The organism is Actinomycetospora sp. TBRC 11914, assembly GCF_012933465.1.
Taxonomy (GTDB): domain Bacteria; phylum Actinomycetota; class Actinomycetes; order Mycobacteriales; family Pseudonocardiaceae; genus Actinomycetospora.
Window position 1 is genome coordinate 17,187 of the sequence record NZ_JABBND010000033.1, and the last position, 25,754, is coordinate 42,940.

The 25,754-nt window shown below is 73.2% G+C and carries 23 protein-coding genes and 1 pseudogene; 20 read left to right on the forward strand and 4 right to left on the reverse strand.

All coding sequences use genetic code 11. From position 1 onward, the window contains the following. Positions 1-48 precede the first annotated feature (48 nt). From dinB to HH311_RS29750, 16 genes are all read left to right on the forward strand, one after another. Positions 49-1,311 carry a DNA polymerase IV gene (dinB, locus tag HH311_RS29675; protein ID WP_312030497.1) on the forward strand — a complete coding sequence of 421 codons (1,263 nt, stop codon included), beginning with the start codon at positions 49-51 and terminating at the stop codon, positions 1,309-1,311. 299 nt (positions 1,312-1,610) lie between these two features. After that, a complete protein-coding gene (locus tag HH311_RS29680; RefSeq protein WP_169187335.1) occupies positions 1,611-2,615 on the forward strand; it encodes an IclR family transcriptional regulator in 1,005 nt (334 codons plus the stop codon). Positions 2,616-2,721: 106 nt separating this feature from the next. Beyond that, positions 2,722-4,374 (forward strand): methane monooxygenase, encoded by a 1,653-nt coding sequence (locus HH311_RS29685; protein WP_211190996.1) that lies wholly within the window; start codon positions 2,722-2,724, stop codon positions 4,372-4,374. Positions 4,375-4,582: 208 nt separating this feature from the next. Next, the gene (locus HH311_RS29690) at positions 4,583-5,641 is read left to right on the forward strand and encodes a 2Fe-2S iron-sulfur cluster binding domain-containing protein (RefSeq protein ID WP_169187336.1); all 1,059 of its coding nucleotides are present in this window, start codon (positions 4,583-4,585) and stop codon (positions 5,639-5,641) included. After that, positions 5,638-6,825, forward strand: a complete 1,188-nt coding sequence (locus tag HH311_RS29695; RefSeq protein WP_169187337.1) for an aromatic/alkene monooxygenase hydroxylase subunit beta — start codon at positions 5,638-5,640, stop codon at positions 6,823-6,825. The genes HH311_RS29690 and HH311_RS29695 overlap by 4 nt, the downstream gene beginning before the upstream one ends. Further along, on the forward strand, positions 6,822-7,199 hold the full coding sequence (gene mimD / locus HH311_RS29700; RefSeq protein ID WP_169187338.1) for a propane 2-monooxygenase effector subunit MimD: 378 nt from the start codon (positions 6,822-6,824) through the stop codon (positions 7,197-7,199). The genes HH311_RS29695 and mimD overlap by 4 nt, the downstream gene beginning before the upstream one ends. A 145-nt stretch (positions 7,200-7,344) precedes the next feature. Then, positions 7,345-9,033 (forward strand): chaperonin GroEL, encoded by a 1,689-nt coding sequence (groL, locus tag HH311_RS29705; protein ID WP_169187339.1) that lies wholly within the window; start codon positions 7,345-7,347, stop codon positions 9,031-9,033. A 51-nt stretch (positions 9,034-9,084) separates the two neighbouring features. Further along, positions 9,085-10,113: an NAD(P)-dependent alcohol dehydrogenase gene (locus tag HH311_RS29710; protein WP_169187340.1), complete on the forward strand. Its 1,029-nt coding sequence runs from the start codon at positions 9,085-9,087 to the stop codon at positions 10,111-10,113. A gap of 57 nt (positions 10,114-10,170) precedes the next feature. Continuing rightward, complete coding sequence (locus HH311_RS29715) at positions 10,171-11,217, forward strand: amidohydrolase family protein (protein WP_169187341.1); 1,047 nt, start codon at positions 10,171-10,173, stop codon at positions 11,215-11,217. Beyond that, entirely contained in the window at positions 11,214-11,939 is a 726-nt protein-coding gene (locus HH311_RS29720) for a metal-sulfur cluster assembly factor (protein ID WP_169187342.1), read from the forward strand. Before HH311_RS29715 ends, HH311_RS29720 begins: the two co-directional genes overlap by 4 nt. Before the next feature lie 8 nt (positions 11,940-11,947). Beyond that, positions 11,948-12,559, forward strand: coding sequence for a hypothetical protein (locus tag HH311_RS29725; protein WP_169187343.1), 612 nt, complete (start codon positions 11,948-11,950; stop codon positions 12,557-12,559). Next, a complete protein-coding gene (locus HH311_RS29730; RefSeq protein WP_169187344.1) occupies positions 12,556-13,221 on the forward strand; it encodes a hypothetical protein in 666 nt (221 codons plus the stop codon). Before HH311_RS29725 ends, HH311_RS29730 begins: the two co-directional genes overlap by 4 nt. Further along, positions 13,218-13,493 carry a hypothetical protein gene (locus tag HH311_RS29735; protein ID WP_169187345.1) on the forward strand — a complete coding sequence of 92 codons (276 nt, stop codon included), beginning with the start codon at positions 13,218-13,220 and terminating at the stop codon, positions 13,491-13,493. Before HH311_RS29730 ends, HH311_RS29735 begins: the two co-directional genes overlap by 4 nt. Positions 13,494-13,518: 25 nt before the next feature. Next, positions 13,519-14,043 carry a bifunctional nuclease family protein gene (locus HH311_RS29740; RefSeq protein ID WP_169187346.1) on the forward strand — a complete coding sequence of 175 codons (525 nt, stop codon included), beginning with the start codon at positions 13,519-13,521 and terminating at the stop codon, positions 14,041-14,043. A gap of 3 nt (positions 14,044-14,046) precedes the next feature. After that, positions 14,047-15,258, forward strand: a complete 1,212-nt coding sequence (locus tag HH311_RS29745; RefSeq protein ID WP_169187347.1) for an Nramp family divalent metal transporter — start codon at positions 14,047-14,049, stop codon at positions 15,256-15,258. Positions 15,259-15,386: 128 nt separating this feature from the next. Then, on the forward strand, positions 15,387-17,192 hold the full coding sequence (locus HH311_RS29750) for a sigma-54-dependent Fis family transcriptional regulator (protein ID WP_169187348.1): 1,806 nt from the start codon (positions 15,387-15,389) through the stop codon (positions 17,190-17,192). Here the strand turns inward: HH311_RS29750 and HH311_RS29755 are convergent. Further along, positions 17,173-18,135: an IclR family transcriptional regulator C-terminal domain-containing protein gene (locus HH311_RS29755; protein ID WP_169187349.1), complete on the reverse strand. Its 963-nt coding sequence runs from the start codon at positions 18,133-18,135 to the stop codon at positions 17,173-17,175. The genes HH311_RS29750 and HH311_RS29755 overlap by 20 nt on opposite strands. Positions 18,136-18,321: 186 nt before the next feature. Here HH311_RS29755 and HH311_RS29760 point away from each other — a divergent pair, with 186 nt between their 5' ends. Next, the gene (locus HH311_RS29760; protein ID WP_169187360.1) at positions 18,322-18,501 is read left to right on the forward strand and encodes a PspC domain-containing protein; all 180 of its coding nucleotides are present in this window, start codon (positions 18,322-18,324) and stop codon (positions 18,499-18,501) included. Positions 18,502-18,906: 405 nt separating this feature from the next. On the opposite strand, the pseudogene HH311_RS29765 reads toward HH311_RS29760, so the two are convergent. Continuing rightward, positions 18,907-19,785 (reverse strand): annotated as a pseudogene (locus HH311_RS29765) (RNA polymerase sigma factor); the annotation flags it as partial. Then, positions 19,731-20,102 carry a YciI family protein gene (locus HH311_RS29770; protein WP_169187350.1) on the reverse strand — a complete coding sequence of 124 codons (372 nt, stop codon included), beginning with the start codon at positions 20,100-20,102 and terminating at the stop codon, positions 19,731-19,733. The pseudogene HH311_RS29765 and the gene HH311_RS29770, both read right to left, overlap by 55 nt. A 102-nt stretch (positions 20,103-20,204) precedes the next feature. Between HH311_RS29770 and HH311_RS29775 the strand changes: the two genes are divergently transcribed. Both HH311_RS29775 and HH311_RS29780 read left to right on the forward strand, forming a co-directional pair. Further along, the gene (locus HH311_RS29775; RefSeq protein WP_169187351.1) at positions 20,205-20,648 is read left to right on the forward strand and encodes a nuclear transport factor 2 family protein; all 444 of its coding nucleotides are present in this window, start codon (positions 20,205-20,207) and stop codon (positions 20,646-20,648) included. A gap of 95 nt (positions 20,649-20,743) precedes the next feature. Further along, complete coding sequence (locus tag HH311_RS29780; protein ID WP_169187352.1) at positions 20,744-21,058, forward strand: DUF3040 domain-containing protein; 315 nt, start codon at positions 20,744-20,746, stop codon at positions 21,056-21,058. Here the strand turns inward: HH311_RS29780 and hrpA are convergent. Beyond that, the gene (gene hrpA, locus HH311_RS29785; RefSeq protein ID WP_312030498.1) at positions 21,055-25,071 is read right to left on the reverse strand and encodes an ATP-dependent RNA helicase HrpA; all 4,017 of its coding nucleotides are present in this window, start codon (positions 25,069-25,071) and stop codon (positions 21,055-21,057) included. The genes HH311_RS29780 and hrpA overlap by 4 nt on opposite strands. 240 nt (positions 25,072-25,311) lie before the next feature. On the opposite strand from hrpA, the gene HH311_RS29790 reads away from it, so the two are divergent. Next, a complete protein-coding gene (locus tag HH311_RS29790; protein WP_169187353.1) occupies positions 25,312-25,728 on the forward strand; it encodes a hypothetical protein in 417 nt (138 codons plus the stop codon). The last annotated feature ends 26 nt before the right edge of the window (positions 25,729-25,754 follow it).

Below are 25,754 nucleotides of genomic sequence, written 5' to 3' on the forward strand. Positions count from 1 at the left end.
CCCTAGGTGGCCGAGGCGGGGCGCGCCTCGCCTTCCGCGTGCGAACATGTGTTCGTGTCCGGGAGCGGCGGGGCGGGGGCGACGATCCTGCACGCCGACCTCGACGCGTTCTACGCCTCGGTGGAACAGCGCGATGCCCCCGAGCTGCGCGGACGCCCCGTGCTCGTCGGCGGCGGCGTGGTGCTCGCCGCCAGCTACGAGGCCAAGGCCGCCGGCGTCCGGACCGCGATGAACGGCCGGCAGGCGCGGGCGCTCTGCCCCGACGCCGTCGTCGTGCCCCCGCGGATGGAGGCCTACTCGGCGGCGAGCAAGGACGTGTTCGCGATCTTCCGCGACACCACGCCGCTGGTGGAGGGGCTCTCGGTCGACGAGGCGTTCCTCGAGGTCGGCGGGCTGGCGAAGCTGGTCGGCACCCCGAAGGACATCGCGGCGCGGCTGCGGGGGCGCGTCCTCGCCGAGGTCGGGCTGCCGATCACCGTCGGCGTGGCGCGGACGAAGTTCCTGGCGAAGGTGGCCAGCGGGGTCGCCAAGCCGGACGGCCTCCTCGTCGTCGACCCCGACCGGGAGCGGGAGTTCCTGCACCCGCTGCGGGTGGAGCGGCTCTGGGGCGTGGGGCGGGTGACCGCCGGCCGGCTGCACGCGATGGGCATCCACACCGTCGCCGACGTGGCCGACCTGGGCGAGCCCGCCCTGGTCTCGCTGCTCGGGCGGGCCGCGGGTCGGCACCTCCACGCCCTCGCCACGTTCTCCGACCCCCGCGCGGTCACCCCCGGCGTGCGGCGCCGCTCCATCGGGTCCCAGCGCGCCCTCGGGCGCGGTCGGCGCTCGCCCGAGGAGCTCGACACGATCCTCGCGGGGATCGTCGACCGGCTCGGGCGGCGGCTGCGCGACGGCGACCGCGCCGCCCGCACCGTCGTCCTCCGGCTGCGCTTCGACGACTTCGCCCGCGTCACGCGCTCCCACACGCTGCGCGCGGCGACCACGCAGACCGCGCCGATCCAGGACGCCGCGCGGGAGCTGCTCCGCGAGGCGATGCCGATGATCCTCGACCGCGGCATCACCCTCATCGGGCTCTCGCTGGCCAACCTCTCGGGCGAGGAACGCGAGCAGCTCGAGCTGCCCCTCGACGCGCGCGAGGAGCCGCGCTCGGCGCTCGCCGGCGCCGGGAGCGACGACGCCCGGGACCCCGCCGCGCTCGACCGCACCCTCGACGCGGTCCGCGCCCGGTTCGGCGCGGCGTCGGTGAACCGCGCGACGCAGCTCGGGCGGGACCCCGGGATCACGGTGCCGGTGCTGCCGGAGCACGAGTAGATCTTGCTCGACGGTGTCTCCCTCTGAGACACGCGGCCGCCCACCGGACCGTCCGGCGGCCCGTCGACAAGCTCCTGACCTGCGACGAACGGCCAGAAACACCGGATCGGCGGTCATGTGCAGCATCTGCACATCGAAACGGTGATGTTGACCACACCGCCCGGAAACGCGTTCAGTTGCCCACGGCTCGCCGGGGACCGCCCGGCGCCGGACGCACATCGGCCCGACCGCCACCGGGCCGGACCCGCCACCACGGGTCGTCGTCCGGACCACCACGGCCACACGGGAAGGGGGCGCGCATGACGGACCGCACCGGCACGCGGGTCGCCGGCTCCGGCCGTTCCCTCAAGACCGCCGCCGAGGCCCTGAGCGCGCTGCGCTACCTGGGCTCCGCGCCGGGCGGGGTGACCGCGGAGGAGCTCGGCGTCGAGCTCGGCAAGAGTGCGGCCACCGCGCGGTACCTCCTCAACACCCTCTGCCAGGAGGGCTACGCCCGCCGCGAGGGCCCCGCGGGCACCTACCGGCTCTCCGACGGCCCGCCGTGGGGCGACGCCTGGGGCGGGTCCGACGACACCGACGGCGCCGTCGAGGCGTCCGCCACGGACGAACCGGAGCCGGCGATGGCCCGGGTGCTCGACCTCGACGACGCCCGCGAGGCGCTGCGCCCGATGCGCCGCGAGGACGACCCGGTCAGCCGCTACGAGCTCCCCGAGAGCCTCGCCGACGCGGTCACCGAGCTCTACTGGCGCACCCGGCAGCGCTCCTACCTCGCCCGCTGGGACGGCGACGCGACGGTCATCGTCGACGCCCGCGGCCACCAGGGGCTGGCCCGCATCCCCGACCTCCGCGAGCGCATCCCGGTGGCGCAGGCCCACGCGCTGGCCGTGACGAAGGCGCTGGTCGCGACGTCGGCGGAGATCGAGGAGCTCCTCCTCGCCCAGACCGACCGCCCCGCCTTCACCGCCACGACGATCACCACGACGCCGGGCCTCGCCGCCGAGCTCGCGCGGGTCCGCCGCGAGGGCGTGGCGATCGACCGCGAGGAGTTCGCCGAGGGCTTCTGCTGCGTGGGCGCGCCGATCCTGGCGCCCGACGGCCGGGTCGCCGCGAGCATCGCGGTCTCCAGCCCCGCCCGCCGCTTCGCGCAGGACTCCGACGCGCTGACCGACGCCGTGCGCGACGTCGCCGCGACCGCGATGCGCGAATGGCGCGAGCGGGTCGCCGCGACGGGCACGGCCGACCACCCAGACCACCGGGCCACCGACCACACCGGACCGCGCAGGACCGGTCCGCCGAGGAGGTGAGGCAGGCGCAGGACAGCGGCCCGGCCACCAGCAGCCGTGCCGGCCGCCGTGAGGGGGCTCCGACGCCCGTCGGGTCCCCACCATCTGGCTCGATCGAGGAGGAAAGATGAGCCGTCAGAGCTTGGCGAAGGCTCACCAGAAAATCCAGGAACTCTCCTGGGAGCCGCAGTACCACGAGCCGTACATGAAGTACGGCACGGACTACACCTTCAAGAAGGCCGCCAAGAAGGACCCGCTGAAGCAGGTCCTCCGGTCCTACTTCCCCATGCAGGAGGAGAAGGACAACCGGGTCTACGGCGCGTCGGACGGCGCGATCCGCGGCAACATGTTCCGCCAGGTGCAGGAGCGCTGGCTGGAGTGGCAGAAGCTCTTCCTGTCGATCATCCCGCTGCCCGAGATCTCGGCGGCGCGCTCGATGCCGATGCTGTTCCAGGCGGTTCCCAACCCGGAGCTGCACAACGGCCAGGCGATCCAGATGATCGACGAGGTTCGGCACAGCACGATCCAGCAGAACCTCAAGCGCCTGTACATGAACAACTACATCGACCCGGCGGGCTTCAACAACACCCTCCGGAACTTCCACTCGGACTACTGCGGCACCATCGGCCGGCAGTTCGCCGAGGGCTTCATCACCGGTGACGCGATCACCGCGGCCAGCATCTACCTGACGATCGTCGCCGAGACGGCCTTCACGAACACGCTGTTCGTGGCCATGCCGGCGGAGGCGGCCGCCAACGGTGACTACCTGCTGCCGACGGTGTTCCACTCGGTCCAGTCGGACGAGTCGCGCCACATCTCGAACGGCTACGCCACGCTGCTGATGGCGCTGTCGGACGAGGGCAACCGCCAGCTCCTCGAGCGCGACCTCCGCTACGCGTGGTGGAACAACCACCGCGTCGTGGACGCCGCGATCGGTACGTTCATCGAGTACGGCACGAAGGACCGCCGCAAGGACCGTGAGTCCTACGCGGAGATGTGGCGTCGCTGGATCTACGACGACTACTACCGGGCCTACCTGCTGCCCCTCGAGAAGTACGGTCTGGTGATCCCCCACGACCTCATCGAGGAGTCGTGGAACCAGATCTGGAACAAGGGCTACGTCCACGAGGTCGCGCAGTTCTTCGCCACCGGTTGGCTCGCCAACTACTGGCGCATCGACGGCATGACCGACGAGGACTTCGAGTGGTTCGAGTACAAGTACCCGGGCTGGTACGACCGGTACGGCAAGTGGTGGGAGAACTACAACCGCCTGTCGCGGCCGAACGGCCACCACGCGATCGTCGCCGAGGACGTCGACTACGTGTACCCGCACCGCTGCTGGACCTGCATGGTCCCCTGCCTGGTGCGCGAGGACATGGTCGTCGACAAGGTGGACGGCCAGTGGCGCACCTACTGCCACGAGGCCTGCCGCTGGACGGACGCCGTGGCGTTCCGCCCGACCTACCAGGGCCGCGAGACCCCGAACATGGGCAAGCTCGTCGGGCACCGCGAGTGGGAGACGCTGTACCACGGCTGGAACTGGGCCGACGTCATCTCGGACATGGGCTTCGTCCGCGACGACGGCAAGACCCTGACCGCGCAGCCGCACCTCGATCTCGACCCGAAGAAGATGTGGACGCTCGACCACATGCGGCGCATGCCGCACGTGGCCAGCCCCAACGTCATCCTCAACGAGATGAGCGACTCGGAGCGCGAGGCGTTCGTGGCGGACTACAACGCCCAGGGCCCGGCCGGCCGTCCGGCCGGTGCGAAGTCCTGATCAGGTCCACCTCCTCCGAGGCAGCCTGATCGTCGTGTGACCCGCGGGGAGGGCCGGGGAGTTCCCGGTCCTCCCCGCGGCTCCCCGGGCCGCGCCCGTTCCGGCGCGGCCCGCTCTCTTCCCCGGGTGCCGTACACGCCCGGGTGTCCTTCCCGGCCGGGATCCCTCGTCATCGCAACCCACCAACTCCGGAGGAGTCAGTCGTCCGATGGGTGACAAGCACCTGGTTCGCTTCGAGCCGGTCGGCATCGAGATCGAGGTCGACGAGGACCAGACGATCCTGAGGGCCGCGTTCGAACAGGGCGTGCAGCTCATGCACGGCTGCAAGGAAGGGCAGTGCGCCGCCTGCAAGTCCTTCGTCCTCGAGGGCGACATGGACGAGATCGAGCTCGACCGGTACTCGACCTTCGCCCTCCCCGACATGGAGCGTGAGGAGGGCCAGACCCTCCTGTGCCGCGCCCACGCCTACGACGACCTGGTCATCGAGCTGCTCAACTACGACGAGGAGGTCCTGCGCTCCGGCCTGCCGGTGCGCAAGGGCACCGTCGAGGTGCTCGCGAACGACCCGGTCACCCACGACATGCGCCACCTGGTGGTCGCGCAGGTCGCGGGGGAGGACATCAAGTTCTTCCCCGGTCAGTACATGGACTTCATCCTCCCCGGCTCCGGCGAGAGCCGGTCGTTCTCCATGGCGAACACGCCCAACCGCGACGGCCGGTTCGAGTTCGTCATCAAGATCTACCCCGACGGCCTCTTCTCCCAGTTCCTCGAGAACCAGGTGAAGGTCGGTGACCGCCTGGAGGTCGAGGCGCCCTTCGGCACCTGCACCCTCCGCGAGAACCGGACGTCGGACATCGTGTTCGTCGGCGGCGGTGCCGGCATGGCACCCCTGCTCGGACTGCTCCGCGCCCTGCGCGAGAAGGAGACCGACCGCGGCGCCGTCCTCTACTACGGCGCGCGGACCAAGGCCGACCTGTGCTTCGAGAAGGAGCTGCGCGAGCTCGAGGAGCAGCTCCCCTCGTTCCGCTACGTCCCGGCGCTCTCCGAGCCCGACGGTGAGGAGTGGGACGGCGCGACCGGGCTCATCACCGAGGTGGTCCGGGCACACGAGCCCGATCTGAAGGGGAGGGATGCGTATGTGTGCGGTCCGCCGCCGATGGTCGACGCGGCGATCGCGCTGTTGGCACAACGCGGTGTGGATGAGCGGAACATCTTCTTCGACAAGTTCACGACGACCGGAGAGCCGGAGGACGAGGGCAACACATGACCACAACCGAGAACACTGAACGCAGCGTTCCGAAGCCGGTATTCACCGACGCCGAGGCGGGGGCGAAAGAATTCCCCGACTCCGGACCGTCGGCGCGCCGCTACAACTACTTCAAGCCGGCGAAGCGCAAGCAGACCCACTACGAGGACGTCACCGTCGAGGTCCAGCCGGACCCCCGCCACTACCTGACCCAGGGCTGGATCTACGGCTTCGCGGACGGCTCGAACGGCTACCCGCTGACCTGGACCAAGCTGAAGGCGTGGGGCGTGGACGACCCCGAACCCGTCCGCGGCCCCGGGTCCGGCGGCAAGCCGGTGGAGAACTGGCCCGCCCACGGTTGGCACGAGTTCCGTGATCCCAACGAAGAGTGGGAACTCACGATGTACCGGTACAACGCCAACGTTGTCCGGCAGGTCACCCAGAACGTCGAGAACGCGCGGAACGCCAAGGCGTTCGACCAGTGGACCCCGAACTGGGTGCACTTCGTCGAGCGCAACGTCGGCGCCTGGATGCACATCGAGCATATCCTCGGCCTCTACGTCTTCGCGGCGTGCAACCGCTCCGGCCCGACGAACATGCACAACACGGCGATGGCCGTGAACAGCGAGCACAAGATCCGCTTCGCGCAGGACCTGGCGCTCTACAACCTGACCCTCACCGAGGAGATCGAGGGCTTCGACGGGTCCGCCCACCTCGAGGCCTGGAACTCCGACGCCGAGTGGCAGGGCGTCCGGAAGGTCACCGAGGCCCTGACGGCGGTGCACGACGACTGGGGCGAGATGATCTTCGCCACCAACATCGTCTTCGAGCCGCTGCTCGGTGAGCTCTTCCGCTCGAACCTGGTCATGCAGGCCGCGGCCGGCAACGGCGACTACGTCACCCCGACCGTGATCGGCTCCGGCGAGTACGACTACGCCCAGCGCGACCTGCGCTGGACGCAGGCCTGCTTCGGTCCGCTCGTCCAGGACCGCGAGTTCGCCGACCACAACAAGCAGATCTTCAACGGCTGGCTGCAGAACTGGGTGCCCCAGTGCCTCGAGGCGGCCCGCCAGCTCCAGCCGCTGTGGTCGCAGCCCGACGCCAAGCCGCCGCGCTTCGAGGACGCCCTCGACCGCGCCAAGAGCCGCTTCTCCGGGATCCTGACGGATCTCGGCCTCGAGACCCCGAAGGAGCTCTCCCAGTGACCCAGTTCAAGACGGCCGAGAGTCCGTACAAGCAGAACAACACCGAGTCCGGCATGGCCGGCGTGACCCTGATGAACAACCAGATCGGCGTCGTCGTCGCCGAGGTCATGGACCGTCAGGAGAACGTCACCGTCCAGCACCTCCCCGCGATGATCCGCGTGGACTGCGTGGGACGGATGGACTTCGTGTACGCGGAGATCTCCGAGGCGCTGGGCGAGGAGCCCGACTTCTACGACGCCGCGGAGTTCGAGGAGAACATGTCGACCCACTACGGGAAGATGATCCACATGGATGACCGGACCGTCATGTTCGGGAATCTCGAGGAGGCCGCCGAGTTCATCGGCGACATGCTCCCGCCCGTGGTGAACAAGTAGCAGCACGCGGACGTCCCGGATCGGGTCGCCGGCCACCGCTCGTCGCGGGGGCGTGGCCGGCGACCCGGCCCCGGAGCGCGCACCCACCGCCGAGTACCCGCGACCACCCGCCCCCGACCCCTAATTTCTCCGGAGAAGAGAGGCCATGGCCAAGGAACTGCGATTCGGAGCCGACGCCCGCCAGGCGCTGCAGGCGGGGGTGGATCAGCTCGCCGAAGCGGTGAAGTCGACCCTGGGCCCGAAGGGGCGCAACGTCATCCTCGAGAAGATCACGGGCACGCCCGAGGTGACCAACGACGGTGTCACCATCGCCCGCGAGATCTACCTGCGCGACCAGTTCGAGAACATGGGGGCCCAGGTCCTCAAGGAAGCCGCGGTCAAGACCAACGACGTCGTGGGCGACGGCACGACCACCGCGACCGTCATCGCCCAGGCGATCGTGCGCGAGGGTCTCAAGGCCATCGGCTCCGGCGGCAACCCCGTCCTGGTGAAGCGGGGCATCGACCTCGCCGTCGGCAAGCTCGTCGACCACCTCTCGGGCGTGGCGCACCCGGTCGACGACGTGGAGTCGCTCTCCCGCGTCGCCTCGATCTCGGCCAACGACGACGAGACCATCGGCCGCGTCGTGGCCCAGACGCTGCACACCGTGGGCGACGACGGCGTCATCACCGTCGACGACGGCCCGGTGCACGGCCTGCGCGTCAACTTCGTCGAGGACTTCGAGTTCGACAACGGCTACGTCTCGCCCTACCTCGTCACCGACCCGGGCTCGATGCTCGCGGTGCTGGACGACCCCTACCTGCTCTTCTGCGCCGAGAAGATCTCCGACGTCCGGTCGCTCATGCCGGTCCTCGAGAAGATCATGCGCGACCCGCGGCCGCTCGTGATCATCGCCGAGAAGGTCGAGGGCTCCGCCCTGCAGATGCTGGTGCACAACCACGTCAACGGTCACCTCAAGGTCACCTGCATCCAGGCCCCCGGCTTCGGCGAGAAGCGCATCCACCTCCTCGAGGACATGGCGGCGCTCTGCGGCGGGCGGGTCCAGTCGAAGGCCTCGGCGTTCGCGCTCGAGCAGATGGGCCCCGAGCACCTCGGCCGCGCGACCCAGGTCCGCGCGACGAGCGAGCAGACGGTCATCATCGGCGGCCACGGCGACCCGAGCGCCCGCGAGCTGCGCGTCCAGCAGCTGCGCACCGAGATGGAGCGCGCCACGATCGGCACCGACGAGGACTTCTTCTCCGAGCGCATCGCCCGGCTCTCCGGCAAGGCCGCGATCCTCGAGGTCGGCGCGCCCACCAACGCCGAGCTCAAGGAGATCCGGCACCGCGTCGACGACTCGCTCCAGGCGACCCGCGCCGCCATGGCGGAGGGCATCGTCGCCGGCGGCGGCGCCGCCCTGCTCCACGCCGAGAAGGCGCTGGACGACGGTCTCGAGCTGAGCGGTGATTACCGTACCGGCGCGGAGATCGTGCGGGCCGCGCTGCCCGAGCCGGTGTACCTGATCGCCACCAACGCCGGCTACGACGGCCACGACGTGGTGAAGCGGGTCCGCGACATGGGCGTCGACGAGGGCTTCGACGCCCTCGAGGGCCGCTTCGGCAACATGGTCGAGCTCGGCATCATCGACCCGCTGCGCGTGGTGCGCTCCGCCCTGCAGAACGGCGCCTCGGTCGCCGGGCTGATCCTCACCACCAACTCGCTGGTGGCCGAGGAGCAGACGCCCTGGAACAAGGCGCTCATGACCGAGTACGGCCAGCTCGACGAAGGCATCCCCCAGCCCTCGCCGGACTCCAGCACGCCCCAGTCGCTCGGGCTCGGTCCCTCCATGGGCTGATCCGGGACCCGGCTGACCCGACCCAGTGTTGTGACGGAGAGGAGCACGAGCGTGAAAGCCGTGCGGGTGCACGAGTACAAGAAGGACCCGTCGATCGACGACATCGCGGAGCCGAAGCTGCAGGGTCCGCTCGACGTGATCGTGAAGATCGGTGGGGCAGGCGTGTGCCGCACCGATCTCCACATCGTCAACGGGGACTGGGAGGCGATCCAGAACCCGTCGCTGCCCTACGTGATCGGCCACGAGAACGCCGGGTGGGTCCACGAGATCGGGGACGCGGTCACCAACGTCAAGGTCGGCGACACGGTGATCCTGCACCCGCAGCCCTCGTGCGGGCTGTGCCTGGCCTGCCGCGCCGGCCGGGACATGCAGTGCACCGGGGACGCGTTCTTCCCGGGGCTGAGCAACAACGACGGCGGGATGGCGGAGTACCTGCGCACCACCGCCCGGGCCTGCGTGAAGCTCAACCCGGACACCAACCCGGCCGACGTGGCCGCCCTGGCCGACGCCGGGATCACCGCGTACCACGCGGTGCGCAAGTCGGTGCCCTACCTCTACCCGGGCACCACCGCGGTGGTGCAGGGCGTCGGGGGCCTCGGGCACATCGCGGTGCAGGCGCTCGCCGCCCTGACCGCCACGAAGATCATCGCGGTGGACCGGAACCCGGCCGCGCTGGAGCTCGCGAAGCAGATCGGCGCCGAGGAGGCCGTCGTGGCCGACGGCGACCACGTGCAGGCCGTCCAGGATCTCACCGGGGGCGGGGCGACCGTGGTGTTCGACTTCGTGGCCGAGCAGGGCGCGGAGCTGGACGCGTGGGCGATGACGGGCCCGGCGGGCTACGACTTCGTCCTCGGGTACGGCGGGGAGTTCAAGGCCCCGACGCTCGATTTCGTGGCCGGTGAGAAGAACGTCATCGGCAACATCGTGGGGACCTACAACGACCTGGCCGAACTGATGGTCCTCGCCCAGGCCGGGAAGGTCACGCTGCACACGGTGCAGTACTCGCTGGAGAACGCGCTGGACGCGTTGCACGACCTCGACGCGGGCAACGTCCGCGGCCGGGCGATCCTCGTCCCCTGACCCTAAGAGAACCAGCTCAATCCGCATCCACCACAACGACCGTCGCGGAGGCACCACATGTACGAGAAGGATGGCGAGAAGTACTTCATCGTCGATTCCCACATGCACTACTGGGACGCGTCGCCGGAGAACTGGGTCCAGGGCGCCGAGCAGTACGCCAAGGGCTGGATCGAGTGCTTCCACGCCTACCAGGGCCTGGGCCCGGCCGAGGCCATGCAGCCGATCGAGGAGTTCCAGCGGGTCTCCGAAGAGCAGCTGATGCGCGAGGAGTTCGAGGAGGGCTACGTCGACGTCGCGATCTTCCAGTCGACGTACCTGCGCGAGTGGTACAAGAACGGCTTCAACACCACCGAGCGCAACGGCTCGCTGTTCGAGAAGTACCCGGAGAAGTTCCGGGTGAACACCCGCTTCGACCCGCGCGACGGCGACGCCGGCATGCGCGAGTTCGAGGCCAACGTCGAGCGCTTCAAGCCCAAGGGCGCGAAGCTCTACACCGCGGAGTGGAACGGCGACTCCCGCGGCTACAAGCTCACCGACCCGGAGTGCTACCGCTTCCTCGAGCGCGCCCAGGAACTGGGCATCAAGAACATCCACGTGCACAAGGGCCCGACGATCTGGCCGCTGGACAAGGACGCGTTCGACGTGGCCGACGTCGACCACGCCGCCACCGACTTCCAGGGCCTGAACTTCATCGTCGAGCACGTGGGCCTGCCGCGCATCGAGGACTTCTGCTTCATGGCGACGCAGGAGCCCAACGTCTACGCCGGCCTCTCGGTGGTCATCGGCGGCCTCATGCACGCCCGCCCGAAGTTCTTCGCCAAGGTCATGGGCGAGCTGCTGTTCTGGGTCGGCGAGGACAAGATGACCTTCGGCTCGGACTACAACATCTGGACGCCGAAGTGGCAGATCGAGGGCTTCGTGGACTGGGACTACCCGTCCGACGAGTTCTCGGACTACCCGCGCCTGGGCACCGAGGGCAAGAAGAAGATCCTCGGGCTCAACGCCGCCAAGCTCTACGACATCGAGGTGCCGAAGGAGCTCCAGCTCCCCGCCGAGGGCGAGGGCGCCCAGCTCGTGGAGGACCGCGAGGTGGCCCAGGCATGAGCATCTCCTTCCTCACCCGCCCGACCGACAGCGACGACGCCGCCGTCGTCGGGCGGGTGTGGGAGGCGCTGCGCACGGTGCGTGACCCCGAGCTGGACAACGACGTCGTCTCGCTCGACTTCGTCGCCTCGCTCGAGGTCGACGAGAACCGGGTCGCGCACGTGCGGCTGCGCCTGCCCACCTACTTCTGCGCACCGAACTTCGCGTTCCTCATGGTCGCCGACGCGTGGGACGCGGCCTCGACGGTCGAGGGGCTCGCCGACGTCGACGTGGAGCTCATCGACCACTTCGCCGCCGACGCCATCAACCGGGGGGTCGCGGCCCGGGCCGGGTTCGTCCACTCGATGGCGGGCACCGAGGTCGGGGAGGCCGTCGAGGAGCTCGACACGCTGCGTCGGCAGTTCACCGAGCGGGCCCTCATGGCCGGCACCGACCTCGTCGTCCGGCCGATGGTGAAGGCCGGGCGGACCCCGGAGGAGCTGGCCGCGATGACCCTCGGCGACGCGCCGGAGTCGGCCGACCTGGTCCGGCTGCGGGCCCGCCGCCGCGAGCTCGGCATCCCGTCGTCCGACGACGACCCGCTGGTCGTCGACCCGAGCGGGAAGAAGGTCGGCGTCGACGCGCTGCCGCTGCACCTGCGCAAGGCCCGGTCGTTCCAGGTCGGGGTCGACGCCAACACGAGCATCTGCCGCGGCCAGCTCGCGGTGCGGTACGGGCTGTAAGGGGACCCGTGTCTCCCGACGCGATCCGCCTCGATCGCGGCAGCCATCCCGACCCGTCGGCCGGCTCGTGCCTGATGGAGTACGTCTCGGTGCTCGAGGGAGGGGACTTCGGTCCCCTCCCCCGGTGCACCCACCCGGCCGTGGCGGCGCTGGCCGCCGGGGTGAACGACCGCACGTCCGACGCCGGCCGCCCGGCGCTCGCCGCCCGCGCGGGGCGGCTGCGCCGGGCGGGCAGCACCGACCCCGGGCTCACCTGGGCCCTGGTCGAGGTGTGCGCGGCCACCGTGCTCGCCCGCCGGCCGGGCGACGCGGCGGCCCGCCGGCGCTCCGCCCGGAGCCGGCGGGCCCGCGCCCGCCTCGGGTGGCTCCTCCCGTCCGGGGTACGCCGCCACCTCCCGCGCGCCCTGCTCGTCGCGGTCGGGCTCGCCGCGCTCGACGAGCTCGTCGCGGCGTTCCACGCGGTCCTCGCCGTCGCCGGCCCGGCGGACGGCCCGGAGCGCGACCGCGTGCTCGCGGCCCTGCTCGACGACGCGCTCGACGTCGTCGGCGCCGCGGACACCTCCCAGGAGCCCTCCCGGGCTCCTGCCACCCACGTCCTCAAGGAGGCGATGGCGGCATGACCGGCCAGGCCACGGCGCCCAACACCGTGCGGCGGATCGGCTCGCCCGCCGCGGCGGCGCTCGCCGACCTCGCGGCGATCTTCGAGGACCTGCAGACGGTGCTGCTCTGTTGCGAGCGGCTCGTCGGCGAGGTCCGGCCCGGCGTCGGCAAGCAGGTCGACGAGGTGGTCGTCGAGTCCCTGTGGACCACCGCGCTCATCTCCTACTCGCGCTGCTTCGCCGGCGGCGAGCGGGGCATGGGCCTCACCGAGGACGACATCGAGGGGCTCGAGCTCAAGGGTGAGAAGCTGGCGTGGCACCGGATGCTGCGCAAGCTCAAGAAGCACTTCGCCGACCCGGCGGCCAACCCGCGCGAGGAGTTCACCGTCGGGATCGCGGTCGCCGAGGGGAAGCCCACCGGGGTCGCGATCACCTCGACCCGCCAGGTGCCCGTCGACGAGCAGACCGTGCGCCAGACCGGGGCGCTCGCCTTCGCGCTCACCCAGCTCGTCGACGCGCGGATCGCCGAGCACCAGTCCACGGTGCTCGCGGGGGCGATGTCGCTCTCGGCGGCCGAGCTCGAGACGCTCGACGAGATCGAGGTCACCGGGGACGGGCGCCCACCGCCCGGGCCCGGCGATGATGCGGGCCAGGCCGGCGACGAGGAGAAGGGACAGCAGTGAGCGACCCGTCCGCCCACGGTGAACGTTTCAATCCCTGGTCGGTGGTGCACCTGGTGTTCGACCACCTCTCCGCGCAGGGACTGCACCCCGTGCTCGGGGAGTCGGGGGACCCGTCGGAGCCCGCGGCGGAGCTGCTGCGCTCCCTCGGGATCACCCCCGGCGACCCGTCGTGGGCCCGGGGCCAGGACGCCGAGAAGATCCAGGACCAGCTCGCCGAGATCCGGTCCTTGTTCACCCCGGCGGACCAGGGCCAGGATCCTGACGGTCGCTGAGGCCGGCCGGTCGGGAGGAGGAGCCGTGCAGGAGGTGCACCTGGTGACGCTCGTCGTCCATGCGATGACGCGCGAGCCGCTCGCGGTGCTCGGCGACGACGAGGAGGACCGCTGCCTCGTCGTGTCGGTGCGGCCACCGCAGGCCGAGGTCATGGCCCACGGCCCCCACCCCTCGCGCGACGACGACTCCCGCCTCACCCAGGACCTCGTCGCCGACGTGGCGACCGCCCTGGGCTGCGGCATCGCCGGGGCGGAGATCACCGACCTGGTCGACGACCGCTTCCACGCCGTGCTCGTCCTCGCCGACGGCACCCGGGTCACGGCCCGGCCCAGCGACGCCCTCGCCATCGCGGTGCGCGACGCGCTGCCGATCGGGGTGGCCGACGAGGTGATGGAGCGCGCCGGGCAGTCCTGGAAGGAGCTCCAGGGCGACGACCCCCACCCGCAGAGCAAGGAGGTCGACGAGATGCGCGACTTCCTCGACCAGGTCACGGCCGACGACTTCGGGCCGCCGGGCGACGGGTCCCCGGAGCCGGGACAGGATCACTGACCCGTGTTCCGACGACCCCCGGTGGTGCTCGCCGGCCCGGCCTTCGTGGCGTCCGTCGCCTACGTCGACCCCGGCAACGTGGCCACCAACAGCGTCGCCGGGGCGACGTCGGGCTATGCGCTCGCCTGGGTGGTGGTCGCCGCCGGGCTGATGGCGATGCCGGTCCAGTACGTGGCGGCCAAGGTCGGCATCGTCACCGGCCGCAGCCTGCCGCGGGCCTGCCGGCAGGTGATGCCGAAGCCGGTCCGGGTGCTGATGTGGCTGCAGGCCGAGGTGGTCGCGATGGCCACCGACGTGGCCGAGTTCCTCGGCGCGGCGGTCGGGCTGAACCTGCTCTTCGGCCTGGGCCTGCTCCCGTCCGGCCTGATCACCGCCGTCGTCGCGTTCGGCGTCCTCGCGCTGCAGCGGCGCGGTCACCGGCCGTTCGAGGTGGGGATCGTCGCGTTCCTGGCGTTCGTCGTCGCCGGCGTCGGGTTCCAGCTCGCCTCCGTGGGGATCGATCCCGGCGGGGTCGCGACGGGCCTCGTCCCCGGCTTCGACGACTCCGGCCAGCTCGTGCTCGCCGTCGGGATCGTCGGGGCGACGGTCATGCCGCACGCCATCTACGCCCACTCCGCGCTGACCGCCGGCCGCTCCCGCGGGGTCGGGCGTCCCGGCCGCGCCCGGCTGCTCCGCTTCCAGCGCACCGAGGTCATCGGCGCGCTGACCATCGCGGGGCTGGTCAACCTCGCGATGCTGCTCGTGGCCGCCCGGGTGTTCGGCGCCGGCCCGGCCGGGGAGGGCGTCGACGGGCTCGAGGCCGCCCACGCCGGACTCGGCCAGCTGGCCGGCGGCGCCGTCGCGCTCGCCTTCGCCGCGACCCTGCTCGCCAGCGGGCTCTCCTCGGCCGCCGTCGGGACCTACTCCGGGCAGGTCGTCATGGAGGGCTTCGTCGACGTCCGGCTCTCCCCGACGCTGCGGCGCTCGATCACGATGCTGCCGGCGCTCGCGATCCTGGCGATCGGGACGAGCCCCACGACAGCGCTCGTCGGCAGCCAGGTCGTCCTGTCCTTCGGCATCCCGTTCGCGCTGTACGCGCTGCTGCGCGTGGCCCGCGACGAGCAGGTGCTGGGCACCGAGGCGATCGGGCGGGGCATGAGCCTCGTGCTCGGGGCGATCAGCGCGGTCGTCATCTGCCTCAACGTGGTCCTGCTGGTCGACACGATCACGGGCTGACGCGCGGTCCTCACGGCGAGTGTCTCGGATCGAGACGCCGAGGGCTCGCGCGGTGGCGCCGATCACGCCTACCATCGCCCGTTGCGCATCCTTCGAGGGCGAGCGGGGCGCGGCAGGCGAGGTGGCCCATGTTCGGACGGACCGGTCCCGGGGTCGACCGTGCCCGCGAACGCTTCCTGGGTGACGGCACGGTCGACGAACGCGGTGTCGTCCGCCCCGAGATCGTCCAGTCGTGGGAGCGGTCCCGGCGGGCCGGGGTCGACGCCGACCACCTGGCGCTGCCCTACGACCCCGACCTCGACTTCGAGGGCAGCCTGGTCCACTGCGCCCGTCCGGTCCTGGACGACCTCACCGAGCGGCTGTCGGGGATGGCGGTCGCCGTCGTGCTCTCCGACGCCGACGGCAACGTCCTCGACCGGCGGGTCGGCGAGGGCGAGCTGCGCCGGCGCCTCGACGCGATCCAGCTCGCGCCGGGGTTCAGCTACGCCGAGGAGTTCGCGGGCACCAACGGCGTCGGCACCTCGCTCGAGGGGTCGGCCAGCGCCATGGTCATCGGCGCCGAGCACTTCACCGAGCGGCTGCGCTCCTTCGCGTGCGCCGGCGCGCCGGTCTACCGGCCGGGCGGCGCCCTCGCCGGCATCCTCGACGTGACCTGCCTGGCCGCCGAGGCCAACGACCTCATGCGCTTCCTCGCGCTGCAGACCGCGAAGGACATCGAGGAGGTGCTGCGCGAGCGGGGCAGCGCGGGCGCCCGCGCGGTGATGGCCGCCTTCCGCGCCGCGTGCGTGCGCGCGACCGGCCCGGTGCTCGCGCTCGCCGAGGACTTCGTCATCGCCAACCGGGCCGCCCACGAGGTCCTCGACGCCGCCGACCGCGACGTCGTCGCCCGCCACGCCGCCGAGCACCGCCGCGGCGACCCCGCCGAGGAGCGGGTGCTGCTCGGCGACGGCCCGGTCCGCCTGCTGTTCACCCCCGCTCCCGCGCAGCGGCCGGCCGGCGTGGTCGTCGAGGTCGTCCCGAGCGCGAGCACCCTGCGGCTCGCGGGGGGCACCGGCGCGACCGCGACGATGCCGCGCCCGGCCCCCGCCACGACCCCCGCGCCCGCCCGGCCCCTCGTCGGGGTCGCCGGGACCTCCCGCTCGTGGCGCACCACCAGCGCGGCCCTGCGCTCGGCGGCCGCCGCGCTGCGCAGCACCGTCGTGCTGGGCGAGACCGGCGTCGGCAAGGCGGCCGCCGTGCGGGCCGCGCACCGCGAGGTCCGCCCCGCCGCCCGCCACGTCGTCGTCGACGCCGAGGCCGAGGGCGCGGCCCAGGAGCTCGACGGGCTGCCCGCCGAGCTCGGGGCCGACGCGGCGACCGTCGTCGTGCGCCGCGTCGAGGCGCTCGACGCGGCGGGGGCGGCCGCGCTGGGCCGGCTGCTCGACGCCGCGACCCCCACCATCTGGGTGGTCGCGCTGGTCACCGGGGAGGAGGTCGGCGAGGGCCGTCCGGTGCACGACGTCCTCGGCCGGTTCCACGGGTCGACCACGATCGAGCCGCTGCGCCGCCGCCCCGAGGACGTCGGCCCCGTGGTGGAGGCGCTGCTCGCGAAGCTCGCCCCCGGCCGGAAGGTCCGATGTACCCCCGAGGCCATGGCGCTGCTCGGGGGCGCGCGGTGGCCCGGCAACGTCGCCCAGGTCGAGGACGTGCTGCGGCGCGCGCTGGTCGCCCGGCCCGCCGGCGACCTCGAGGCCGGCGACCTGCCCGCCGAGGTGGCGGTCCACGGCACCCGCCGCCGGCTGACGCCGCTGGAGACCGCCGAGCGGGACCTCATCGTCGGCGCGCTGATCGAGGCCCGCGGCAACCGCGTCAAGGCCGCCGCCGCGCTCGGGATGGGCCGCGCGACGCTCTACCGCCGCCTGCGGGCCTTCGGCCTCACCGACGTGGGCCGCTGACGGTCCGCCCCACCCGCCGGCGACGGTGCAGCGGTCGCGGCCGGTGGTCGGTCCCCTCGACCGGCGGCCCGACGGCCGTCCCCTCGGAGGGCCCGCACCCGTCGTCGTACTCCTCGACGCCGCCGGCGGTACCCGCGCCCCACTCGCGCCGGGCCGCCTCGGCGACGGCGACGACGGCGGCCACCAGCTCGTCGCGGTGGGAGGCGAGCCGGCGTACCGAGCAGGACAGGCCGATCGCGACGGTGGAGGTGCCCGAGGGCGCGGTCACCGGGGCGGCCACCGTGGCGAAGCCGGGGGCGAACTCGCCGTCGTCGAGGGCCCAGCCGCGCTCGGCGACCTCGTCGAGCTCGTGGGCGAAGCGGATCGGGCAGGTGATCGTGCTCGGGGTGAACGCGGCGAGCTCCTCGCCGCACACCGCCTCGCGGTAGATCGGCGACGCGGCGAGGAGCACCTTGGTCAGCCCCAGGGCGTGGGCGCGCTCGGGCGGGATGTGGGTGTCGAGGCCGGGGACCCGGGCGAGGCCCTGGTGGCCGCGCACGTCGGAGATGCTCGCGACCACCGTGCCGGTCCGGCGGACCAGGTAGGTGCGCTGGCGGGTGCGGCGGTAGAGCTCGGTGACGGCCTCGGCGAGCACCGCGCCGGGCGCCGGGTCGCCGGGGCTCAGCTCCGCGACGCTGCCGGTGCCCTCGGGTGGCGTGGTGGGCACCCAGGGGCCCCACGGCGGCGCCGCGGTGAGCCGGCAGCGCCCGGCGGCGTCGCGGCGCGCGTACCCGGCCTCGACCAGGGTGTTGACCATGTAGCGCGCCGTGGCCGAGCTCTTCCCGAGGTGCGCGCCGATCTCGGCAGGCGACAGACCCTCCGGATGGTCCCCGAGCAGCCGCAGCGCCCGGAGGACCATCGCCGCCGTCTTCAGCGACCGCGCGCCCGACGTGTCCTCGCTCACACCGCAGACAGTAGGAGTCTCCGCGTCCACGTGCCTGTCTCGATGTGGGACAGGTGGGGGTCGACCCGGGGTCGACCCCGAGACGGGATCCGGGTGGGGCACCGAGGACGGGGCCGCGACGTTGGACGAGAGTCGGGGGTGACCGACGCGGCGCCCGCCGCGTCACGACCGAGGGAGGCAACCACCATGGCCGTGCTCACCCGTCCCCGCGACGGCGCCGTGATCGCGGGGGTGTGCGCCGGGCTGGCCGAACGCTTCGGCGTCTCCGCCAACGTCGTCCGCGTGCTCTTCGTGCTGTCCTGCCTGCTGCCCGGCCCGCAGTTCGTCATCTACCTCGCGCTGTGGGTGATCATGCCGCGCCGGTGAGGCCGGCGCCGAGGCGCGGTCCAGCAGGTAGGCGCGCTCCGGGCCGGAGCGGGTGAGCCGGGCGGCCTCCCGGTAGGCCTCCACCGCGGCCTCCCGGCGGCCCGCGGCCTGCTCGAGGTGGGCCCGGACGGCGGGCACGCGGTGGTGGTCGCGCAGGGCCGGGTCGGTGGCGAGGGTCGCCAGCTCGGCCAGCGCGGCGTCCGGTCCGTGGACCTCGCCGAGCGCGACCAGCCGGCCGAGCCGGGCCATCGCGTCGGGCCACAGCGCGACGAGCGTGTCGTAGAGCGCGAGGATCTGGCGCCAGTCGGTGTCGGCGGCGTCGCCCGCCTCGTCGTGCAGCGCGGCGATCGCGGCCTGCACGGTGTACGGGCCCGGGACGCCGTCGCGCAGCACCGCGGTGACCAGCGCCGTCCCCTCCGCGATCATGGCGGCGTCCCAGCGGGTCCGGTCCTGCTCGCCGAGCGGCACCAGCGCCCCGTCGGCGGCGACGCGGGCCGGGCGCCGGGCCTCGGTGAGCAGCATGAGCGCCAGCAGCCCGGCCACCTCCCCGGACTCGTCCGCGCCGGCCGGCAGCGCGGCCAGCAGCGCCCGGGTGAGGCGGATCGCCTCGGCGGTGAGGTCGGGGCGGTGCAGCCGCTCGCCGGTGCTGGCGGTGTGGCCCTCGGTGAACACCAGCGAGAGCACCGCGAGGACGGCCGGGACGCGCTCCCGGCGCTGCGCGTCGGTCGGCGGCGCGAACACCTCGTGCGGTCGCGCGAGCCCGTCGGCCAGGCGCGCCTTCGCCCGGCTGATGCGCTGGGCCACCGTCGGCTCCGGCAGCAGGAGCCCGTGCGCGATCTCGGCGGTCGTGAGGCCACCGACGGCCCGCAGCGTCAGGGCGACCTGGCTGGGCGGGCGCAGCGCGGGGTGGCAGCAGAGCAGCAGCAGCGCGAGCGTGTCGTCGGTACCGGGGGCGGGGTCTGTCGGGCTCTCGCGCCGGGCGTCGTCGGACTCGCGGCGGCGCCGCGCCGAGTCCCGCCGCCACGCCTCCACCAGCCGCCGCGACGCCGTCGTCACCAGCCAGCCGGTGGGGTTGGCGGGGACGCCGTCGGCCGGCCAGCTCCTCGACGCGGCGAGCAGGGCCTCCTGCAGGGCGTCCTCGCAGGCGTCGAAGTCCCGGTGCCGGCGCACCAGCGCGCCCAGCACCGCCGGGGCGACCTCGCGGAGGACCCCGACGACGTCGGGCCCGGTCACACGTCCCAGCCGCTGGTGTCGAGCACCGGGCGGACCTCGACCAGGCCCCACACCGCGTCGGGCACCCGCGCGGCGATCTCCTCGGCGCGCGCGGCGCTCTCCACGTCGACCAGGTAGAAGCCCGCGAGGTGCTCCTTGGTCTCCGCGAACGGCCCGTCGCTCACCACCGGCCGGGCCTGCGCCGTCGACACCCAGCGGGCCAGGGACGGGTCGGCCAGGCCCTCCGAGACCACGAGCTCCCCGGACGCGGTGAGCTCCCGGGTGAGGGCCATGTGGTCGCTCCCGAACCGCGAGCGCTGCTCGGGGGTGAGCGCCTCGAAGCGGGCGGCGAAGTCCGGGTTCGAGTGCAGCAGGATCACGTACTTCACGAGGGGCCTCCCGGGGACGGTCGGAGAAATCTTCCCGCCCGGTGTCGAGACCCGGGCCCGGGTCTCGACACCGGGGTGACCACGACCCGTACGGAGGCCCCGATGACCACCACCGAGCAGACCGACACCCAGGCGATCCTGGCCGTCCTCGACGAGGTGCACGCCGCGATCGCCGCGGGCGACGCCGAGCGGGCGCTCGCGGCCGGCGCCCCCGACACCGTCGCCTTCACCCTGGCACCGCCGCTGGTGCAGCCGTCGGGCTCGCCCGGGGAGGCCGTCGCCGGGCTCGCCGAGTGGATCGCGTCCTTCGCGGCGCCGCCCCGCCTCGCGCACCGGGAGCCGACGGTGCACGTCGACGGCGACGTCGCCTTCGTGCACACCCTGACGTCGATGAGCGGCGTGAAGGGCGGGGAGTTCACGCTGTGGTTCCGCTCCACCTACGGGCTGCGCCGCGTCGACGGGCGGTGGCTGATCGTCCACCAGCACGAGTCGGTGCCGTTCCACATGGACGGGTCGTTCCGCGCCGCGGTCGAGCTGGCGCCCTGAATCGCATCGATTCACCTCGGCGCGGGGCGGGACTCCGGGCGGTGATCGGTGCAGGCTGGGCGGCGGAGCACAACGACGTCGTTCCGGAGCCCGCCATGAACCCCGCCACCCCGCCCGACCCCGCGCCGCTGACCAGCCGGGAGCAGGCCGTCCTGGCCGCGATCAGCGCCCACGAGCACCGCGTCGACGCGGGGTTCGCGAACGCCCTGGCCGTCGGGAGCCCCCCGGGGCCGGTGCACCGGTGGCGCACCCTGCTGCTCGTGCTGGCCGTCGTCGTGCCGGTGGCGGTCGGACCGCTGGTGCTCTCCGCGGCGTGGGTGCTGGCGATCGCGGCGGTGGCGCTGCTCGTCGTCGTCCCGACGTCGCTCGTGGTGTGGGCGCTGCGTCAGGGGCGGGTCCACCCGGACTAGAGCGCCTTGAGCGCCTTCCCGATCCGCTGCGGGGAGATGGAGCCGGCGGTGCCGACCTCCTGGGCGAAGAGGCTCACCCGCAGCTCCTGCAGCATGGCCGCGACGCCGTCCCAGGCGTCCCGGTCGAAGGTGCGCGGCTCGCTCTGCGCCGCCGCGCGCCGCGTCCGGTAGTCCGCCTCGACGGCGTGCACCTCGTCCGCGAGCTCGGCGTCCCGGCGCGGCGCGGTCGGCAGCTTCTCCAGCCGCTTCGCGGCCGCCCGCAGCCACCGGGCGACGTCGGGCAGGCGCACCACGCCGTGCCGGCTGACGAAGCGGTCGCCGACGAGCCCCTCCAGCTGCGCCCGGACGTCGGCCAGGGCCGCGTCGAGGGCGCCGCTGCCCGGCCGGGACGCGAGCTCGTCGAGCGCGCCCCGCACGGTCGCGGCCTCCGCCAGCACCGCCTCGGCGCGGGTGAGGACCTCGGCGGCCCCACCCGGTAGCCGGGCCGCGACGTCCCCGCGGAGCCGCTCGAACGCCTCCGGGGTCCACGCCGGCCCGCCGCGGGCGGCGACGATCCCGTCGACGGCGGCGACGACGCAGTCGTCCACCAGGTCGGCGACGTCGCGGTACCCGGTCTCGGCCATCGCCCCGCGCAGCCGCAGCACCGCCCGGTTGTCGAGCGAGCGGACGAGCGCCTTCGCCGGCGACGCCGTGCCGCGCAGCAGCAGCCGGCGGGTGCCGCGGCGCATCGCGTCCCGGGCCTCGAGCGCCGAGTCGAAGACACCGATCCCGACGGTGCCCGACGGATCCCCGTGCGTGCCCTCGTCGACCAGTGCGAGGTGCGCGGTCACGGTGCCGCCCGCGCGCTCCTGCCCGCGGGTGCGCGGCAGCTCCCCGACCTCGGCGAACGACGTCAGGCCCCGCCGCTCCAGGCCGTCGGCGACCTTCGCGACGGCGGCCTTCGTCTCCCGCGCGTAGCGGCGGCGCAGGGCGCCGAGGTCGGGGCCCTCCGCGACCACGGCCCCTTCGTCGTCGACGACCCGGAAGGTCAGGCGCAGGTGCGACGGGAGCCCGGCGACGTTCCACGCGTCGGTCGGCACGTCGACGCCGGAGAGCCGCTTCACCGCGTCGGACACGGCGCCCACGAGCGGCTCGCCCTCGGCGGGCCGGCGGTCGGCGGCGAGGCGGGCGAGCAGCGCCCGGGCGGTGTCGGGCGCGGGGACCAGCGCGCGGCGCAGCGGCTTGGGCAGCGAGCGCACCAGGGCGGTGAGCATCTCCTCGCGCAGCCCCGGCACCTGCCACGCGAGGTCCTCGGCCCGGACCTGGCCGAGGACGGCGAGCGGGACCGACACCGTGACGCCGTCGTGCTCCGCGCCGGGCTCGAAGGCGTAGGACAGCGGCAGCGTGAGCCCGCCGGCGCGCCACTCGTCGGGGTAGGCCTCGGCGTCGGGGGCCTCGTGGGCGAGCAGGGCGCGCGGGTCGAGGTCGAGCAGGTGGGGGTCGCGGCGCGACTCCTTCTGCCACCAGCGGTCGAAGTGCCGCGTCGAGACGACCGAGGCGGGCACGCGCTCGTCGTAGAACCGGAAGATCGTCTCGTCGTCGACCAGGAGCTCGCGGCGCGCCCGGCGCTCCATCTCCGCGACCCGCTCCAGCTCGGCGGCGTTGCGGCGCACGAACGCGTGGCGGGCGTTCCACTCGCCCTGCACCAGCGCGTGCCGGACGAAGAGCTCGCGGGAGAGCTCCGGGTCGATGCGCCCGTAGTCGACGCTGCGGTCCATGGCCAGCGGGACACCGAACAGCGTCACGCGCTCGGTGGCGACGGCGGACCCGCGGCGCTTCGACCAGCGGGGCTCCGAGTACGTGCGGGTGACGAGGTCCCCGGCGGCCTGTTCGGCCCACGCCGGGTCGATCCCCGCGACGGTGCGGGCCCAGAGCCGGGAGGTCTCGACGAGCTCGGCGGCCATGACGAACGTGGGCGGCCGCCTGGCCAGCGACGAGCCCGGCCAGATCGCGAACCGGGCGCCGCGGGAGCCCTCGTACTCGGTGATCGGGCGACGCTTGGGCTTCGGCTGGTTCGGCTTCCTCGGGGGTTCCTGGGCCAGGCCCAGCTGGGACAGCAGCCCGGTGAGCAGCGCCTGGTGGACGCGGTCGGCGACGTCCTTGGTGAGCTCCTCGGCCGGCTGGTTCCGGGTCAGACCGAGCTCGTCGCCGAGCTGGCGCAGCTGGGCCGCGAGGTCCTGCCACTCCCGGATGCGCAGGAAGTTCAGGTACTCCGCGGCGCACTGCTTGCGGAACCGGTTGCCCGAGAGCTCCCGGCGCGACGTGCGGACGTGCTCCCACAGGTGCAGCCAGGAGAGGAAGTCCGAGCGCGGGTCGGTGAAGCGGGCGTGGGCGGCGTCGGCCTCAGCCGTCTTCTCGGCGGGACGCTCGCGGGGGTCCTGCGCGGACAGGCCGGCGGCGATGACGGTGACCTCGTGCAGGCAGCCGAGCTGGTCGGCGGCCAGGATCATCCGGGCGATGCGGGGGTCGACCGGCAGCCGGGCGAGGTTGCGTCCGACGTCGGTCAGCCGCGTCGCGTCGCCGTCGACGAGCGCCCCGAGCTCGGTGAGCAGCCGGACGCCGTCGCGGACGGCCCGCGTCTCGGGCGGGTCGACGAACGGGAACTCCTCGACCGGCCCGAGCTTCGCCCCCGCCATCTGCAGGATCACCGAGGCCAGGTTGGTGCGCTGGATCTCGGGGTCGGTGAACTCCGGCCGGGCGTCGAAGTCGTCCTCGGAGTACAGGCGGATGCAGATGCCGTCGGCGACGCGGCCGCAGCGGCCGGCCCGCTGGACGGCGCTCGCCTGCGAGATCTTCTCGATGGGCAGCCGCTGCACCTTGGTCCGCTGGCTGTAGCGCGAGATGCGGGCCAGGCCGGGGTCGACGACGTAGCGGATGCCGGGCACCGTCAGGGACGTCTCGGCGACGTTGGTGGCGAGGACGATGCGCCGCTTCCCGCCGCGGGCCGGCTCGAAGACCCGGTGCTGCTCGGCGGCGGAGAGGCGCGCGTAGAGGGGGAGGACGTCGAGCGGATCGGTGGGGGACTCGGGCAGGGCGTTCAGGGCCTCGGCGGTGTCGCGGATCTCGCGCTCCCCGGCGAGGAAGACGAGGACGTCGCCCGCCGGGCCCTCCCGGCGCAGCTCCGCGACGGCGTCGACGATGCCGTCGATCTGGTCGCGCTCCTCCGCGTCGGGACGGTCGGGGTCGACCAGCGGCTCGTAGCGGACCTCGACGGGGTAGGTGCGGCCGGAGACCTCGATGATCGGGGCATCCCCGAAGTGCTTGCTGAAGCGCTCGGGGTCGATCGTCGCCGAGGTGATGACGACCTTGAGGTCGGGCCGGCGCGGCAGGAGCTGCGCCAGGTAGCCGAGCAGGAAGTCGATGTTGAGGCTGCGCTCGTGGGCCTCGTCGATGATGAGGGTGTCGTAGCGGCGGAGCAGCCGGTCCTGCTGGATCTCGGCGAGCAGGATGCCGTCGGTCATGAGCTTGACGAGCGTGTCCTCGCTCGCGTGGCTGGTGAAGCGCACCTGGTAGCCGACGACGTCGCTGTCCTGCGTGCCCAGCTCCTCGGCCACCCGCTCGGCGACCGTCCGCGCCGCGATCCGCCGGGGCTGGGTGTGCCCGATGGTGCCGAGCACGCCGCGGCCGAGCTCCAGCGCGATCTTGGGCAGCTGGGTGGTCTTGCCGGAGCCGGTCTCCCCGGCCACGACGACGACCTGGTGGCTCTCGAGGGCGGCCCTGATGTCGTCGACGCGGGCCGAGATCGGGAGCTCGGCGGGGTAGGAGACGGCCGGCACCGAGGCCCGGCGGCGCTCGAGGAGCTGCTCGGCCTTCTCGACGTCGGCCGCGATCCGCTCCAGCGTCCCGGCCCGCTTGCCGTCGTCGGCGATCTTGCGGGTGCCGTCGAGCCGGCGCGCGAGCCGGTGGGCGTCGGCGCCGCCGAGGGCGCGGACACGGGTGCTGAGCTCGCGGTGGTCGATGGTGGGTGTGGTCACTCCGGTCCCGGGGTCGTGCGGACGTCCTCTGCAGGGAGCAGCGCGGTCGTCCGCCCCGACATTCCATTGTCCCCCGCCGCGCGACCGGTTTCCCGCGCGCCCGGACGCGGCGAGTGGGCGGTGAGGGCTGGTGCGGCAGCCGTGGGGGTCCACTCGGGCCACTGTTCGGTGCTGGGTCGGTCGGAGTGGGCCGATCGCGGGTAGCCGGACCCGGAGCACTCCACCACCGGAAGGACCCGCATGGCCCACACGACCGAGACCGCCCCCGCGACGCGCACCACCGACCCGCTGCTGACGACGGTGCGGGTGCTCGCCGTGCTGACCGTGGTGAACCTGCTCTGGCAGTACGTCACCGCCGGCCAGCTGTTCCCGCGGGGCGGGCCGGAGGAGCTGCACTCGACCGGCGCGATCGTGCTCCACGTGCTCTCGGGCCTGACCGCGATCGCCGCGCTGGCCTACTGGCGGCTGCGGGGCGCGCCGGTGTGGCCCGGCGTGCTGGCCGCCGTCGTGTTCGTCCTGTCGTTCGTGCAGGCCTGGTATGGCGGCCGCTCGACGCTCTACATCCACGTGCCGGGCGCGATGATCCTCACCATCGGTGCGGTGTGGGTGGCGGCGTGGTCGTTCTCCCGCGCCGCCGCGGTGACCACACGCCGGTGAGGTGCGCTCCGCGCTCGTGAGCACTA

Excerpts from the sequence above, each read along its gene's own strand:
- HH311_RS29750 (WP_169187348.1), top strand. The coding sequence starts at position 15,387 with ATGTTCGGACGGACCGGTCCCGGGGTCGACCGTGCCCGCGAACGCTTC.
- HH311_RS29715 (WP_169187341.1), top strand. The coding sequence starts at position 10,171 with ATGTACGAGAAGGATGGCGAGAAGTACTTCATCGTCGATTCCCACATG.
- HH311_RS29685 (WP_211190996.1), top strand. The coding sequence starts at position 2,722 with ATGAGCCGTCAGAGCTTGGCGAAGGCTCACCAGAAAATCCAGGAACTC.
- HH311_RS29790 (WP_169187353.1), top strand. The coding sequence starts at position 25,312 with ATGGCCCACACGACCGAGACCGCCCCCGCGACGCGCACCACCGACCCG.
- HH311_RS29760 (WP_169187360.1), top strand. The coding sequence starts at position 18,322 with ATGGCCGTGCTCACCCGTCCCCGCGACGGCGCCGTGATCGCGGGGGTG.
- HH311_RS29680 (WP_169187335.1), top strand. The coding sequence starts at position 1,611 with ATGACGGACCGCACCGGCACGCGGGTCGCCGGCTCCGGCCGTTCCCTC.
- HH311_RS29730 (WP_169187344.1), top strand. The coding sequence starts at position 12,556 with ATGACCGGCCAGGCCACGGCGCCCAACACCGTGCGGCGGATCGGCTCG.
- HH311_RS29690 (WP_169187336.1), top strand. The coding sequence starts at position 4,583 with ATGGGTGACAAGCACCTGGTTCGCTTCGAGCCGGTCGGCATCGAGATC.
- HH311_RS29780 (WP_169187352.1), top strand. The coding sequence starts at position 20,744 with ATGAACCCCGCCACCCCGCCCGACCCCGCGCCGCTGACCAGCCGGGAG.
- HH311_RS29720 (WP_169187342.1), top strand. The coding sequence starts at position 11,214 with ATGAGCATCTCCTTCCTCACCCGCCCGACCGACAGCGACGACGCCGCC.
- HH311_RS29775 (WP_169187351.1), top strand. The coding sequence starts at position 20,205 with ATGACCACCACCGAGCAGACCGACACCCAGGCGATCCTGGCCGTCCTC.
- groL (WP_169187339.1), top strand. The coding sequence starts at position 7,345 with ATGGCCAAGGAACTGCGATTCGGAGCCGACGCCCGCCAGGCGCTGCAG.
- HH311_RS29695 (WP_169187337.1), top strand. The coding sequence starts at position 5,638 with ATGACCACAACCGAGAACACTGAACGCAGCGTTCCGAAGCCGGTATTC.